Origin of the sequence: Pseudomonas sp. TKO26 (assembly GCF_003225665.1) — a bacterium.
In the GTDB taxonomy this organism is placed as follows: Bacteria; Pseudomonadota; Gammaproteobacteria; order Pseudomonadales; family Pseudomonadaceae; genus Aquipseudomonas; species Aquipseudomonas saponiphila.
In genome coordinates this window covers 289,621-304,356 of record NZ_QKLN01000002.1, presented here as the reverse complement: position 1 = coordinate 304,356, position 14,736 = coordinate 289,621, and the positions used below count along the sequence as shown (strand labels likewise).

At 64.5% G+C, this 14,736-nt stretch carries 14 protein-coding genes and 1 pseudogene; 5 read left to right on the top strand and 10 right to left on the bottom strand.

Going from position 1 to position 14,736, the window contains the following annotated elements:
- Positions 1-72: 72 nt before the first annotated feature.
- On the top strand, positions 73-390 hold the full coding sequence (locus tag DNK59_RS04645; RefSeq protein WP_092319729.1) for a DUF3509 domain-containing protein: 318 nt from the start codon (positions 73-75) through the stop codon (positions 388-390).
- Here the strand turns inward: DNK59_RS04645 and DNK59_RS04640 are convergent.
- Positions 387-887 carry a phosphate-starvation-inducible protein PsiE gene (locus tag DNK59_RS04640; RefSeq protein WP_016968029.1) on the bottom strand — a complete coding sequence of 167 codons (501 nt, stop codon included), beginning with the start codon at positions 885-887 and terminating at the stop codon, positions 387-389. The two genes, DNK59_RS04645 and DNK59_RS04640, sit on opposite strands and share 4 nt — an antisense overlap.
- Positions 888-1,154: 267 nt before the next feature.
- On the opposite strand from DNK59_RS04640, the pseudogene DNK59_RS04635 reads away from it, so the two are divergent.
- Positions 1,155-1,409, top strand: a pseudogene (locus DNK59_RS04635) (YebG family protein); the annotation flags it as partial.
- Between the two features lie 145 nt (positions 1,410-1,554).
- Here the strand turns inward: DNK59_RS04635 and DNK59_RS04630 are convergent.
- From DNK59_RS04630 to DNK59_RS04620, 3 genes are all read right to left on the bottom strand, one after another.
- On the bottom strand, positions 1,555-2,022 hold the full coding sequence (locus tag DNK59_RS04630; RefSeq protein WP_110722417.1) for a hypothetical protein: 468 nt from the start codon (positions 2,020-2,022) through the stop codon (positions 1,555-1,557).
- Positions 2,019-2,273, bottom strand: coding sequence for a hypothetical protein (locus DNK59_RS04625; RefSeq protein WP_110722416.1), 255 nt, complete (start codon positions 2,271-2,273; stop codon positions 2,019-2,021). Before DNK59_RS04625 ends, DNK59_RS04630 begins: the two co-directional genes overlap by 4 nt.
- Positions 2,274-2,352: 79 nt before the next feature.
- Complete coding sequence (locus DNK59_RS04620; protein WP_110722415.1) at positions 2,353-3,372, bottom strand: Glu/Leu/Phe/Val dehydrogenase dimerization domain-containing protein; 1,020 nt, start codon at positions 3,370-3,372, stop codon at positions 2,353-2,355.
- Positions 3,373-3,554: 182 nt separating this feature from the next.
- Between DNK59_RS04620 and DNK59_RS04615 the strand changes: the two genes are divergently transcribed.
- A complete protein-coding gene (locus DNK59_RS04615) occupies positions 3,555-4,358 on the top strand; it encodes a SirB1 family protein (RefSeq protein WP_092319721.1) in 804 nt (267 codons plus the stop codon).
- A 59-nt stretch (positions 4,359-4,417) separates the two neighbouring features.
- Positions 4,418-4,885 (top strand): GNAT family N-acetyltransferase, encoded by a 468-nt coding sequence (locus DNK59_RS04610; RefSeq protein ID WP_110722414.1) that lies wholly within the window; start codon positions 4,418-4,420, stop codon positions 4,883-4,885.
- Between the two features lie 6 nt (positions 4,886-4,891).
- On the opposite strand, the gene DNK59_RS04605 is transcribed toward DNK59_RS04610, so the two are convergent.
- The 4 genes from DNK59_RS04605 to hmgA all read right to left on the bottom strand — a co-directional run bounded on the left by DNK59_RS04605 (position 4,892) and on the right by hmgA (position 9,664).
- The gene (locus DNK59_RS04605; RefSeq protein WP_110722413.1) at positions 4,892-6,262 is read right to left on the bottom strand and encodes an aromatic acid/H+ symport family MFS transporter; all 1,371 of its coding nucleotides are present in this window, start codon (positions 6,260-6,262) and stop codon (positions 4,892-4,894) included.
- Positions 6,263-6,401: 139 nt separating this feature from the next.
- Positions 6,402-7,040, bottom strand: coding sequence for a maleylacetoacetate isomerase (gene maiA, locus DNK59_RS04600; protein ID WP_092319715.1), 639 nt, complete (start codon positions 7,038-7,040; stop codon positions 6,402-6,404).
- A gap of 11 nt (positions 7,041-7,051) precedes the next feature.
- Complete coding sequence (gene fahA / locus DNK59_RS04595) at positions 7,052-8,356, bottom strand: fumarylacetoacetase (RefSeq protein ID WP_110722412.1); 1,305 nt, start codon at positions 8,354-8,356, stop codon at positions 7,052-7,054.
- Between the two features lie 3 nt (positions 8,357-8,359).
- Complete coding sequence (gene hmgA / locus DNK59_RS04590) at positions 8,360-9,664, bottom strand: homogentisate 1,2-dioxygenase (RefSeq protein WP_110722411.1); 1,305 nt, start codon at positions 9,662-9,664, stop codon at positions 8,360-8,362.
- Between the two features lie 167 nt (positions 9,665-9,831).
- On the opposite strand from hmgA, the gene DNK59_RS04585 reads away from it, so the two are divergent.
- On the top strand, positions 9,832-10,632 hold the full coding sequence (locus tag DNK59_RS04585; RefSeq protein WP_092319708.1) for an IclR family transcriptional regulator: 801 nt from the start codon (positions 9,832-9,834) through the stop codon (positions 10,630-10,632).
- 9 nt (positions 10,633-10,641) lie between these two features.
- On the opposite strand, the gene DNK59_RS04580 is transcribed toward DNK59_RS04585, so the two are convergent.
- Both DNK59_RS04580 and DNK59_RS04575 read right to left on the bottom strand, forming a co-directional pair.
- On the bottom strand, positions 10,642-13,197 hold the full coding sequence (locus tag DNK59_RS04580) for a LuxR C-terminal-related transcriptional regulator (protein ID WP_110722410.1): 2,556 nt from the start codon (positions 13,195-13,197) through the stop codon (positions 10,642-10,644).
- Positions 13,198-13,345: 148 nt separating this feature from the next.
- A complete protein-coding gene (locus tag DNK59_RS04575) occupies positions 13,346-14,713 on the bottom strand; it encodes a DUF1329 domain-containing protein (protein ID WP_110722409.1) in 1,368 nt (455 codons plus the stop codon).
- Positions 14,714-14,736: the final 23 nt, after the last annotated feature.

The window sequence follows — 14,736 nt, the reverse complement described above, 5'->3', positions numbered from 1 at the left end:
GTCTGGAATCGCGAACCTATTGCGCGCCCTGCCGGTCAATGACTGCACGATCCAATCAAGCGGTGAGGCATCATGGACAACCCCTTCCAACTGATTACCGACACCTTCACCCCGGACTATCAGGTCAACCTGAGCATCCAGGGCCTGGACGGCAGCATCATGCTGACTCTGTCCCAGGCCGGTCGGGTGGTGGCCAAACGCATGATCAGCGCGGCCCAGCGCAATGACCCGCAACGAATCAAGCGCCTGGTGCAAAGCATCCAGTTCGGCATCGCCATCGAGCAGGGCCACAGCGCCGTGGCCATCCTCGAAGCCATGACCAACGGCGACAACCTGGCGCAGTTGCCACCCGCCGGCCACAGGCCCGCGCCCCAGGCCCTGAGGATTTAAAGCTCGCCCTTCTCCACTTCCGGGTGCTCGCCGGAGCCGGCGCCGAGCTTGCGTTGCGGGTGCTCGATCTTCACCGAGGGAAATTGCGACGAGGCGTAGCGCACCACCAGGATGGCGAAGGCCAGTAGCAGGATGCCGCCGCACAGGTAGATGATCCCCAAATCCGGCGGGTTGTGGTGGGAAACGTTGGAGATCAACAGCCGGGTCAACGCGGTGATCGCCACGTAGATCAGGAAGCGCACCGGCATGTGGTTGGTCTTGAAGTAGATACCGACCATCGCCCCCAATTCCAGGTAGATGAACAACAGCAGGATGTCATCGATCTTGATGTGCCCCGCCTCGATCATCTGCAAAAATTCCATCACCGCCGCCCAGGCGGTCACCGCTCCGATGGCGAACAGCGCCAGGTAATGGAATGTCTCGACGAACAGGTTGCCCAGGGATTCGGCCAACTGATGGACGTTCTGCCGCAGGTTCTCGGCCCAATTGATTTTCACGATGGTACTTCCTTAGGTCGGTTCGACCGGATGATGCGGATTGGACGTGACGGTTGTTCTGCATGCAGAAAAAAGGCCAGGAGCCGTCAATGAGATGGTGGCCGCCCGCAACGAGGCACGGCCCGATAACAATCGACCCCGGAAAAAAATTTCCGTCTACATTAAAAAGCCACTATCCAAGGGAAAAGGATTCGCCTATCCTCTCGACCTGTATATAGATACAGTACTTGTACAGACCCATTATCGTGAAGGCATGTGAGGTGGTGAATGGCCGTCGAAGTGGTATACCGCAGCAGCCGAGATCTGGAGCGCTTGTTCATGGATAAAGCCGAAGCTGACCGTCATGACAAAATGCTCGAACTGGCTGAATTGCTGGCTGAAGTGTTGCAAAAAGCCGTGCCGTCGTTGAGCGAGCAGCAGGTGGAAGAAGCCGGGATCTACATGGCGAAGAACCGCGATGTGTTCGCCAAGGCGTTCAAGAGCCAGCCGGACGCCTTGTCCGAGTTGCTCAGCGCCCCCGCGCCCGCAGTGGAAACAGTTGAAACCGCTGAAGTGCAGCAACCTGCCGAAGCCGAGGCGCCATCCAAACCGGCGAAAGCGGCCAAGGCCGCGAAATAGGCTTCACGCGAATTGAATAAGCCCTGTGCCCCGTGGCACAGGGCTTTTTTCATGCCTGCGAAGGCAAGACTGGCACTTGTGCGGTGGCCGGTTGAAGCGCTGTCGCCCCTGGCGGATCAGGCAATTCGATAGCGTTGCGACGCAGCAGGGAAGTGATCTTGCGCATGAAGGTCAGGGGCATATCAGTTGAGTCGCCATACAGGTCAACCATTCCTACCTCAACTGCGCTGTCAACGATGCAGGAGAACGCCTCAACCTCTTCAGGCGCTATCAAGGCGACAAGTTCCTGGGGCCAATCATCTCCGCGACCATTGAGTGCCAGCCGCGCCCCGGCGCTCTCCCACGCAGTTAGATCACCCTTTGGCGGGTAGCCCTCAAGGTGCTTTATCAAGTCATCGATGGAGGGGTGAGCAATGCCTTTTCGTTCGCAATAAACCGCCAGGCATGCCGCAGCGTACAACTGCAGTTGCCTGATGGAGTAGCCCGTCAGTGGTGGGGCTGGATCTGGCGCTGTCATTGCGCGACGTCCCAGACCCTGGAGCCTGCGGAACAAAAGTCTGATGCGATATCCATGGCTTCCAGAATTCGTTCTTCCAACCCTTCTGATGCGCCAGGCCGGAGTGACGCCAGATGGTTGTACACGGCCTCTGCGCAAAAGCCCTTGTCCCGGTACGCCACAAGAACATCGCGAACCGCCTGAATGTCCGCCCCCGCCCGCAACAGGCAGGACAACTGCTCGTCCAGCCCGGTCTCCAGCGCTTCACGCATCGTCAATAGATTCCTTGTCAGTGGGCACTTCGCTGCCGGATGGTACACAGAGCCTGGCCAAGGGTTAAGGCGTGCATGCCTAGCGGTACAGCACCCGTTCCGCCAGTTCATCGGCCACTCGCGCCGGAGAGCGTTTTTCCGCCTGGGCGTGGGCGAAGATTTCCGTCAGCCGCTGGCTGATCTTCGACAGGTGCGCGGTGATCACCGGCAGCTCGACGTGCTGATGCTTGAGCGACACATAGATCAGGCCGCCGGAATTGATCACGTAGTCTGGCGCATAGAGAATCCCGCGCCGTTCCAGTTGATCGGCGACCTGCAGGTTGGTCAGTTGATTGTTGGCCGAACCGGCCACTGCCGAGCAGCGCAATTGCGCCACGCTGAGGCTGTTGAGCACCGCCCCCAGGCCGCAAGGGGCAAGGATGTCGCAGGGGGTGCTGAGCAGTGAATCGTTGGCGATCGGATGCGCGCCCAGTTGCTCCATGGCCAGTTGCACCTTGCCGGCATCGATATCGCTGACCAGCAATTCGGCACCGGCGGCGTGCAACTGTTCGGCCAGGGCATATCCGACATTGCCCAGGCCCTGGATCGCGACCCGCAAGCCCTCCAGATTGTCACTGCCCAGGCGCGCCATGGCGGTGCTGCGGATGCCGGCAAAAACCCCCATGGCCGCATGTGGAGCCGGGTCCCCCGCGGCGGTGGTACTGGTGACGTAGCGGGTCTGCTGGGCGATGCAGTCCATGTCGGCCACCGATGTGCCGCTGTCGATGGCGGTGATGTAGCGCCCGTCCAGTTGCTCGACGCAACGGCCGAATGCTTCGAACAGCGCGGCGCGGCTTTCCACATGGGCCGGACGGATGATCACCGCGGTGCCGCCGCCCTGGGGCAGGCCAGCCAGCGCGGCCTTGTAGCTCATGCCCTGGGCCAGGCGCGCGGCATCCGCCACGGCACTGATGTCGTCGGGATAGGCGAGATAACGACAACCGCCGAGGGCGGGCCCCAGGCGGCTGTCGTGGATGGCGATCACTGCCTTCAACCCGGTGCTGGGGTCGACGCTGAGGTGCAGCGATTCAAGGCGGGTGCTGTGCATGAGAGCAAACATCGACGGGCTCCCGAATCACTTCTTTTAGTCGCCAGTATAGGCTTGCGCCTGGAATTTGCTGCGCCACGCAGGAATAAGCCCGAGGGATTAGCAGGCTTTGGGAAATAACCTGCTACCACGCATTTCAACACTGGACGAAGCTTCGTCACGAGGCTAAAACGGGGCATCCGTCGGAGATCGTGATGAACCCGCGCCAAGCTTTTTTCGCCTGCCTGCATCGCTCGCCGCCCGCTCTGCTGGAAGCGGCGCTGTGGATTGCCGCCGAACATGCACCGCAGCTGGTCCCCGAACGCCAGCTGGAAGCCTTCAAGGAGATCCAGTTGCAGATCGGCCATAGCCTGCCTCCGCTGCCCGCGAACGAACTGGGCCAGCCGCTGTTGCGCCGGATGAACGACCTGGGCTTCCAGCAGGACGAACATCTGCCCCTGCGGCCCCAGGCGGCGCTGATGGACAAGGTTCTGGAGTCGCGCCGCGGGCAGCCCCTGGCCCTGGCGCTGATCGCCCTGGAGCTGGCGCAGCGCCTGCAGATTCCCATGGTAGGGGTGAACTTCCCCGGACACTTCCTGCTGCGGGTACCCGGCGCCGACCATCTGCTGGACCCTTGCGGCGGACGCCGCTTGTACCCCGCCGACTGCCGGGAACTGCTGCAACGCCAGTACGGTGCCCACATCAAGCTCAGTGCCGAACACCTGGTCAGCGCCGAGCCCACGCAGATGTTCCAGCGCCTATCGCGCAACCTGCGCCAGTTGCACCTGTCCTACGACGACCACCTGGGAGCCCTGATCAACGCCGAGCGCGTGCTGGAGCTGGGCAATGGCAGCGCCGCCGACTACCTGGCCCGGGCCAGCCTCTACCAGCGCCTGGAATGCCCGAATGCCGAACGCTTCGACCTGGAACACGCCCTGCTGCTCAGCGATGACCCGATCCAGCGCCTGCGCCTGACCGAACGCCTGGGGCACCTGCCGCCCAATACCGTGGTCCACTGATCGTGTCCCGGACCGCTCTCTGGCAGGATGGGCGGCTCACACCAAGGAACGGAATCAGCATGCTCATCAGAAAAGCTCACAGCGGCGACGCGCAGCGGGTCTTCGACATTCGCAATCAGGCCATCAACCACCAGTGCGTCGGCCACTATCCCGAAGCGGACCTGGCGGTCTGGACCCGTGGCGAACTGTCGGACTACTTCATCGAGGTGGTGGCGAACACCGGCCATGTCGCGGTCATCGACAACCAGGTGAGTGCCAGCGGCCTGCTCGACCTGGAGACCGGGCAGGTCGATGCGGTGTTCGTCGACCCTGCCTACATGGGCCGCGGAATCGGCCGCCAGATGATGGACTACCTCGAACAACAGGCACTGCAAGCCGGCCTGTCGCACCTGATCCTGGACTCGACCCTCAACGCCGCCGACTTCTATCGCCGCTGCGGTTTCGTCGGCGAACGCATCGCCCAGTACCAATCGCCCCGGGGCCTGACCCTGGCGTGCGTGCCGATGATCAAGCATCTGGCACGCTGAGCGGCTTCAGGACTTGAGTGGCGCAGAGCGTGGCGCGGCCGGCCCCGCTTCGCCAGAGTCCGGCGCCTGCGGCGAACGCACCTGCATGATCAGCAGCGCCGCGAGCAGCGCCGGAATCCCACAGAAGAAGAAAATCTGCTGCACCGGAACCTGCATCACCAGCAGCATGCTGCCGAACAGCGGGCCGAGGATCGACCCGAAACGCCCGACGCCCAAGGCCCAGCCGGTGCCGGTAGCGCGCACCTGGGCCGGGTAGAAGTTGCTGGCAAAGGCGTTCAGGGTCAGCTGGCCGCCGATGATGCAAAAGCCCGCGGCAAACACAAACAGCACCAGGTAGCGCGGATTGTCATGGTTCAGCCCCAACAGCACGGTGCACAGCGCAGCCGCCGCGAGCACCGCCGCCAGCAGGCGCACCTTGCGTTTCAGGCGGTCGGCGACCCAGGCCATGCAGATCGCGCCGAGGGTGCCTGCGAAGAGGAACATCGAGGTCACCAGGTTGGCCTGCTTCAGGGCCAGGCCACTCTCCAGCAGCAGCGTCGGCAGCCAGCTGATCATGAAATACAGCAGGATCAGGCTGACGAAAAAGGTCGACCAGATCAGCAGGGTCGGCCGCGCATAGCCGTGGCGAAACAGTTCCAGCACCGTGAGCTGGCTGTCCGCCTGCGCTTCGTCGCGGCCCAGCTCGGCAGCCGGCGGCTGCCAGCCCGGAAGCATTTGCGCGGTGAGCTTGCGCAGGCGCGCATAGGGCGGCGCATCCCGCAGCAGGCGCGGCAGCGATTCGGGCAAGCGCCAGAGCAGGAAAGGAAACAACAGCAAAGGCGTGATGCCACCGGCGAGGAACACCGCCTGCCAACCGAAGCGCTCGATAAAGCCGGCGGCCACAAAACCACCGGCAGCACCGCCAAAGGAGAAACCGCAAGCCGCCAGGGTGACCATCAGGGTGCGCAGGCGTGGCGGTGAATATTCCGACATCAGCGCCATGGCGCTGGGCATCGCCCCGCCCATGCCGATGCCGCAGATAAAACGCGCCGCCATCAGGCTTTCCAGGGAACGGGTGAACACCATCAGCACCGTCAGGCTGGCGTAGATCAGCACGCAACAGAGCAGGATGCGGCGCACGCCAAAACGGTCCGCCAGGGGAGTCACCGCCAGGGAGCCCAGGGTCAGGCCCAGCAGGTTGGCGCTGAATACCGGACCGAAGGCGGCCTTTTCCAGGCCCCAGTCCTGGGCCAGAGCCGGCACCACATACCCCAGGACCTGGGCATCATAGCCGTCGGTGACCAACAGCAAGGCGAGCAGCAACAAGAGCAACCACTGGTAGCGGGACACCGGGCGGGCGTCGAGTGCAGCACGAAAGCTGGCAATCTGATTTTGCATCGCAAGGTACCTGTTCGGTTTTTTATGGTTATGGACTGCGGTGTTGCGCAGGTCACCGGTGGTGACCGCCCAGGCCCCATTGCGGGGCCTGGGTGATGCAGATGCCGCGCGGCCCCGAATGCCGGGGCCGCGCGCAGGCTCAGGCCGGGGTGTCCGGCTGGTTGGCCGGGTGCGCGGCCTGGAACGCCGGGTGTTCGGCAGCCAGGGCCGCGACCCGGAGAATCCGCGGGTAGTTCTCCAGGGACACCTTGAAACGCTCCGCCGCGTACAGCTGGGGAATCAGGAACACATCGGCCAGCCCCGGCTGCTCGCCAAAGCAGAAGCCCTGATCGCCGATCAGCTGTTCCAGAGCCGCCAGGCCCTGGCTGATCCAGTGGTCGATCCACACCAGCAACTGCTCTTCCTCATGCCCCCATTCGCGCAGCAGGTTGAGGGTGCTGGAGTTGTGCAGCGGATGGACGTCGCAACCGATGATCGCCGCCACCGCCCGTTCCCGGGCACGACTGGCCAGGTCCTCAGACAGCAGCGGCACCTGTGGATAACGCTCTTCCAGGTACTCGATGATCGCCAGGGACTGGATCAGCAGGTCGCCGTCGTCGGTGCGCAGGGCCGGCACCCGGCCCTGGGGGTTGATCTCCAGGTACTCCGGCTGGCGGTTGGCGCCGCCCTTGGGCACCAGCAGGTTGACTGGAATCGCCTGGAACTCCAGGCCCTTGAGGGCCAGGGCAATGCGCACCCGGTAGGACGCGGTGGAACGGTAGTAGGTATAGAGCTGCATGGGGCTCTCCCTTAGCGCGCCGGTTGGACCGTGCCCCGGCATTCGCCGAAGCCGATGGAGGCGAAGCCCTCGCGGCGGCAGCGCCCGCGCAGGATGATTTCATCGCCGTCTTCGAGGAACTTGCGCACCTCGCCGGAGGCCAACTCGATGGGTTTCTTGCCGCCTTCGGTGATCTCCAGCAGGCTGCCGAACTGACCGCTCTGCGGACCGGACAAGGTGCCCGAACCGAACAGGTCGCCTGCCTGCAACTGGCAGCCGTTGACGCTGTGGTGCGCGACCATTTGCGCCACGGTCCAGTACATGTACTGGGTGTTGCTCAGGGTCAGGCGGTGGGCCGGCAAGCCTTGCTCGCGCATGGCCTGGGTGATCAGCAGCACTTCCAGTTCGATATCGAAGCCGCCAGCAGCCTGATCGCGCTTGTCCAGCAGGTATGGCAGCGGTTGCGGGTCGCCTTCCGGACGCGGCGCCTGGGCCTGGCGGAACGGCTCCAGGGCTTCGGCGGTCACCACCCAGGGCGAAATGCTGGTGATGAAGCTTTTCGACAGGAACGGGCCCAGCGGCTGGTATTCCCAGGCCTGGATATCCCGCGCCGACCAGTCGTTGAGCAGGCAGAAACCGGCGATGTGCTCGGCGGCATCGCCAATCGCGATCGGTTCGCCCATCTGGTTGCCCTGGCCGATCCAGATCCCCAGCTCCAGCTCGTAGTCCAGGCGGGCACAGGGGCCGAAGCTCGGCTCGGTCTGCCCGGCCGGCAGGGTCTGGCCCTTGGGCCGACGCACGTCGGCACCGGAAACCCGAATGGTCGAGGCCCGGCCGTGATAACCGATGGGCACGTACTTGTAGTTGGGCAGCAGGGGGTTGTCCGGGCGGAACAGCTTGCCGACGTTCTGCGCATGCTCGATGCCCACATAGAAGTCGGTGTAGTCGCTGATCTTGGCCGGCAGGTGCATCTGGCAATCGGCCGCCAACGGCAGCAGCTTCGCGCCCAGGGCTTCAACCTTGGCGCGCAGGCTGCTGCCTTCGCCCAGCAGTTCCAGCAGGCGTTCACGCAGAGCTACGCGAGCCGGGCGGCCGAGTTCGAAGAACGCGTTCAACTGGCCACCGCGGGTGGCTTGCGCCGCGGCCTTGGCCGGGCCCTCGAACAGCCCGGCATCCAGCGCCGCTTCCAGGTCGAAAATCTGTTCGCCGATGGCCACACCGCAGCGGGGCGCCGAGCCCTGGGTGCTGAAGACGCCCAGCGGCAGGTTCTGCAACGGGAAGTCGGGGTGACCGTTGGCGGACTCGACCCAGCTACGGGTGATGGTGGGCAAGGTCATGGGTTATCTCCGATTCGGGTTGAAGGTGACGGGCAGCGAGGCCCAGCAAGCATCGTAGTCGTTCTGCAGTTCCGGGCATTCCAGGGCGAACTGGCTCGGGCGCAGCACCTGGCTGGTTTCGAACATGAAGGCCATGGTGTTGTCGATCTTGGCCGGCTGCAGCTCGACGTTGATCGCCTTGGTGCAGGTTTCGCCGTCTGGACCGTGGGCGCTCATGCAGCTGTGCAGCGACGCGCCGCCAGGCAGGAAGCCTTCGGCCTTGGCATCGTAGGCCCCCTGGATCAGGCCCATGAACTCGTTCATCAGGTTGCGGTGGAACCATGGTGGACGGAAGGTGTTCTCGGCCACCATCCAGCGCGGCGGGAAGATCACGAAATCCAGGTTGGCCAGGCCCGGTACGCTGGTGGGCGAGGTCAATACGGTGAAGATCGACGGGTCCGGGTGGTCGAAGCTGACCGTGCCGATGGTGTTGAAACGACGCAGGTCGTATTTGTACGGCACGTTGTTGCCGTGCCAGGCGACGACGTTCAGCGGCGAGTGGTCAAGCTCGCAGCCCCAGAGCTCGCCCAGGTACTTCTGGACCAGCGTAGTGGGCTGGCGCAGGTCTTCGTAATGAGCCACTGGCGTCAGGAAGTCGCGGGGGTTGGCCAGGCCGTTGCTGCCAATGGGCCCGAGGTCCGGCAGGCGCAGTGGCGCGCCATGGTTCTCGGCGACGTAGCCACGGGCTTGCGGATCCAGCAGCTCGATGCGGAATTTCAGGCCGCGAGGCAGCACGGCGATTTCCAGCGGTTCCAACTGCAGCACGCCCAACTCGGTGACGATGCGCAGGCGGCCCAGTTCCGGCACCAGCAGCAGTTCGCCATCGGCGTTGAAGAACACCCGTTCCATCGAGCGGTTGGCGCGATAGTGATAGACGCTGATACCGGCCGGATGCTGCGCCGCCGAGTTGGCCACCATGGCCACCAGGCCGTCGATGAAGTCGGTGGGCTCGCCTGGAATCTGCAGGGGGCTCCAGCGCAGGCGGTTCGGCGTGACCTCACCCAGCGGGCCGCCTGCCAGTTGCCGCGCCAGCTTGGCGAAAGCCGGGTGCTTGGCCGAAGGCTGGATGCGGTACATCCAGGTGCGTCGGGCTTCGCTGCGGGTCATGGTGAAGGCGGTGCCGGAAAACAGTTCGGCGTACAGGCCGTAAGGGGCTTTTTGCGGGGAGTTCTGGCCAACGGGCAGTGCGCCCGGCAGGGCCTCGCTGGCGAATTCATTGCCGAAGCCCGATTGGTAGCTGAGGGCCGACGCCGAAGAATCGAGGTTCATGGAGCCTCCTGGAAGTTGGAATAGGCAGGGGCCCACCACTCCTTCGCAAGAGTTATCGGCACGCCTGGGTTGTTTTTATCGTAATCCAATTACGCATAACGTAATTTGATTGCCTATGAGCGTCAAGCTATAAAGACCGCCACTTGTCACGGGACCCCGACACCTCCATGGAAAAGCCGCGCAGCACCAGCGACAGCACCGGTAAACAGAAAGTCCGCTCGGCCGAAGTCGGCACCGACATCCTCAAGGCCCTGGCAGAACTGTCACCGGCCACTTCTCTTTCGCGCCTGGCCGAACATGTGCAGATGCCGGCGAGCAAGGTCCACCGTTATCTGCAGGCGTTGATCGCCAGCGGTTTTGCCGAGCAGAACACCGCCACCAATCATTACGGCCTGGGTCGCGAGGCCCTGCGGGTCGGCCTAGCGGCGCTGGGCAGCATGGATGTGCTGAAGGTCGGCGCCCTGCCCCTGGCGGAACTGCGCGATGAACTGAACGAAACCTGTTTCCTCGCGGTGTGGGGCAATCAGGGTGCGACCGTGGTGCACATCGAACCGGCAGTACGGGCAGTGACCGTGGTCACTCAACTGGGTTCAGTGCTGCCGCTGCTCAGTTCATCCACCGGCCTGGTGTTCAACGCCTACCTGCCACAACGGGAAACCCTCGATCTGCGTCAGCAGGAACTGGCCAGCGGCGGGCCCCATGCACTGGCCGATCCCCAGGTTCACGATGCATTGGCACAGCAGATTCGCCAGCGCGGCCTGCACCATGTCCACGGCCTGCTCATGCCCGGGGTCGATGCGCTGTCGGCCCCGGTATTCGATGCCACCGGCAAGATCGCCGCCGTGCTGACCGTGGTGGGACCGACTTCGCTGTTTCACGCCGATGAACATGGGCCGGCGGCCCAGCGCCTGCTGGCGGCCAGCGCCGCCGTGAGCTGGCGCATGGGTTATCAGGCCCAGCCCGAGTAAGCGGCTCCCTCAGCTCATCAGCCCCAGGGCCTGGGCCTTGGCCACGGCCTGGGTGCGCCGCTCCACCCCCAGCTTGCTGTGGATCCTGCGACCGTGGGTCTTCACCGTGTGCAGAGAGATGAACAACTGCTCGGCAATCTGTTGGTTGGAGCAGCCCTGGGCAATCAGTTGCAGCACCTGCAGCTCCCGCAGGCTGAGCAGGTTCTCGTGACTTTCGGGCGGCGCCTGGGCCGTCACGGCCGGCGGGCTGTCGGCTGGCGGCAGCAAGCCAGGCTGCCGCAGGCGCAACTCGTGCAGGGCGTGGGGCAGATTGCAGCGCGCCGCCAGTGCCTGCCCGGCCTGCAGGGCCTGGGCCGCCAGAACCTGATCGCCGAGCCTGAAGGCCACCTCGGCCAAAACCAGCTGCACCTGGACCTCCAGGCCCAGCATGCCGTGGCGCCGGGCCCGGGCCAGCAGCCCCTGCAAGGTGGCCACCGCTGCCTGGGGCTGTCCCAGATGCACCTCGGCCAGCACCAGCAGGCATTCGATACTCGGGATCAGCTCCAGACTGGCCGGTGGCGCCTGCAGTGCCTGGGGGCCGCGATAATGCCGGAGCACCCGACTCAGGGCTTCGTGCGCCAGATCCGCCCGCCCCTGCTGCAGCCAGAGTTGACTGCTGACCTGCAACAGCACACCACGGTAGACGCTGTCCGGGATCTGCCGTTGCTGCATCAGCCGCTCGGCGTCTCGCAGGCGCACGAAGGCCTGGGCGTAGTCGCCCTGATTGGCCGCCAACTGCGCCTCACCGAGAAAGCCATACAAGGCGCACTTGTCATGACTGACCAGGCAATCCTCAAGGCCCCGGCGAAAATACCCGGCTGCTTGCGGGTCCTGTCCCTGGCGCAAGGCCAGACGCCCCAGGCGCAAGGCCAGGCGCCCCAGCAAGGGCGTGGCCCGCAGCGCTTGCCCGGACAAGCGCTCGAGCACCTGCTCCAGCAGGCTCTGCGCCCGATGCGGCGCGCCGCGCTGTTCCAGCAGTTGGGCATGGTCGAGTTCCAGCAGGCCCTCGAACAACAGCGCATCCTGGGCCCGAGCCAGGCACAGGGCTTGCCGATTGAGGGACTGGGCCACGTCCAGCTCGCCACACAGCAACGCTTGCTGGGTCAGGCCGGACAGACACAGCAAGCGGATGGTCCAGGCGCTGTCGTCCAATTCGTTCAAGGCTTCGCGAAAGTGCTGCCGCGCGGCCTCCATGCGCCCGCCCAGATGCAACAGCCAGCCCTGCTGCGCCTGCCAGCGGGCCAGCAACTGCCGCTGTTCGGCGGCCGACCCTTGCGGCGTGAAACGAGCCATCTGCGCCATGCACTGCCCGGCCTGCTCGAAACGCCCGGCAAACAGCATGGCCGCCGCCAAGAGCCCCAGTAACTGCGGACTGCCCAGCAACAGCTCGGCGCCCTGGCGCTCGTGCAGTTGCAACAACAGCAAGCCATTGTGGCGCTGGAACAGAAACTCGAAGTTGAAGTGCTCCAGCAGGCTGACCGCCACTTCAAACTCCTGCGCCAACAGCGCCTGCTCAAAGGCCGACTGCCAATCCTCCTGCACGGTAAACCACTGGCAGGCCCGGCGATGCCAGGAGCGTGCCGTGGGCCAGGCCTCGTCGCGCATCAACCGGGCCAGGGGCGCGAACACCTGCAGCCAGTCGCCACCGCCCTCCCAGGGTTCGATAAAGCAGCCCAGGTCCTGCAGGGTACGCAGGTACTGGGCCCCTTCTCCGGCGCCAAACAGGTGCTCGCACAGCTCGGCATTGAACCGCGGCATATGGGCCAGCACTTGCCAGACTTCCGCCAGTTCCGCCGGCAGCACGCTGAACAGCTCGTGCTCCAGGTATTCGAGCAAGGTGTTGGGGCGCCCGGGCTTGCAGGGTTGGCTGACCCACTCGCTGCCGTCGAGCAAGGCGATACGCACCCCCGCGCACCAGCCACCGCTGCGTTGCAGGACGCGGCTGGCGGTCTGGGCGCACAAAGGCTGCGGCAGGCGTTGCAGCAAGCGCTCGATATCGTCCTGGCTGAACGCCAGGGCGCCGCCGTCCAGTTCGTGGAGCTGGTCGTCCAGCAACAGTCGTGGCCAGTTGCATTGAGGCCGGCGGCGGCTGCCGATCCACCAGGTGAGCCCGGGGTTGTCGACGCTCAGCAAGCGGTCCAGCAGCAGGTCCAGATCGGCCGCCGGCAACCGGCAATAGTCATCGATGCACAGCCAGGTCGGGGCCGGCAGATGGGCCAGATGAGCCAGCAGTGCAGCCGGCTCGGCTGCGGCCAGGCCCAGGGCCGAGGCCAGGGCGCGACACAGCTCCTCGGGCGTCTGCCGCGCGCCGCCCAGGGGCAACCAGATGACTCGGCAGCCCTCCGGGGCCTGCTGCAGGCATTCGCTGAGCAGCGCGGTCTTGCCGCTGCCGGCGGGGGCGCACAACAACTTGACCCGCGCGCTGGAGAGCAGCAGGGGCGTACTCAAATGGCGGCGTGGAGAATGATGGGAAGACAAACGGGGCATGAACCCGGGACGCTCTGGACAACGAGTCATGGCAGTCATTGCGGCGAGCCTTTTTATAGTTTTAGCCAGCGTGCCCCCACCCTAGCCCCGAGCTCCCGACCTGTTGAAGAAGTATTCAGCGGGCTGATCCCCTGCCATAAAAAAGGCGACCGGGCGGTCGCCTTTCAACCTCGTGCGTCACCCGTGCCTAGCGCACCCCGCTGGCGCGCAAGGCGGCCGGGGTGTAGTCGGCGGCCTTGGCGGCGAAGCCGAATTCCAGGCTGTGCTTTTCCTCGTTCTTCATGCCCAGGGCCAGGTAGCGACCGGCGTTGAGGTCATACAGGGCTTCCAGGGTGTAGGCCGGAACCTGGTGGTCGTAGTAGTACTGCGCGTGCCCTTCGGCGACCCGCCACAGTTGGCCACGACCGTCGTAGTGATCCACCAGGGCCACCTGCCAGCTGTCCTCGTCGATGTACATGTGCCGAGTGGCGTAGATATGCCTCTGGTTCGGCTTGACCGTGCCCACCACTTCCCAGACCCGGTGCAGCTCGTAACGGGTCAGGTCCTGGTTGATATGCCCGGCCTTGACGATGTCGTCGTACTTGAGGCTCGGGGAGTCCAGCTTGTAGCTGTTGTAGGGGATGTACATCTCCTTCTTGCCCACCAGCTTCCAGTCGTAACGATCGGGCGCGCCGGAGAACATGTCGAAGTTGTCCGAGGTGCGCATCCCATCGGAGGCGGTGCCCGGACCGTCGTAGGCCACTTGCGGAGCCCGCCGCACGCGGCGCTGGCCTGCGTTGTAGATCCACGCCGAACGTGGCTCCTTGACCTGGTCCAGGGTCTCGTGGACCAGCAGCACGTTGCCCGCCAGCCGCGCCGGGGCGGTCACCGACTGCTTGAAGAAGTTCAGCACGTTGGCCGCTTTGGCCGGATCCAGATCAGGGATCATCGGCGGCGCCGCGATCTCTTCCTCGAAACGGATCGAGGTATAGCTGCCGTTGGTCTGCGGGGTGACCTGAGTGATGATGCGTTTCTGGTTGCCACCGTGATAGCGGGTCAGGTGGTTCCACAGCACCTCGATGCCGTTCTTCGGAATCGGGAAGGCGTAGTAGCGGTTGCCGGTGAAGTTGGCCAGGCCGTTGCCGTCATTGGTGGTGGTCACGTTCAGCGCACTGCGCTTGGCCGACTCGTAGATCTCCGGCGGCAGGCCGACGCTGCGATGGGTCGGGTAGACCGGGATCCGGTAACTGTCGGGGTAACGCTTGAACATCGCCAACTGCCCTGCAGATAGCTTGTCCTTGTACTTGTCCGCCGTGGCCGCGGTGATGATGAACAACGGCTTTTCATTGGCGAACGGGTCGGCGAGAAAGCCCTTGCTGTCCACCGCTCCGGCGTTCTTCGGGATGCCTCCGTTCCAGGCCGGGATCGAGCCATCGGCATTGCCGGCCTTTTGCGCCCCTATGGGAGTCAGGCTGGTGCCCAGTTGGGCGGCGTCTTCCGGGCTCACCGCGGCCATCAGGTTGGCCGCCCACAGGCCCAGTGCCAGGGCGCTGCATTGCAGAATCATGTTGCGCATTCAAGTGCTCCTTCTTGTGCCGG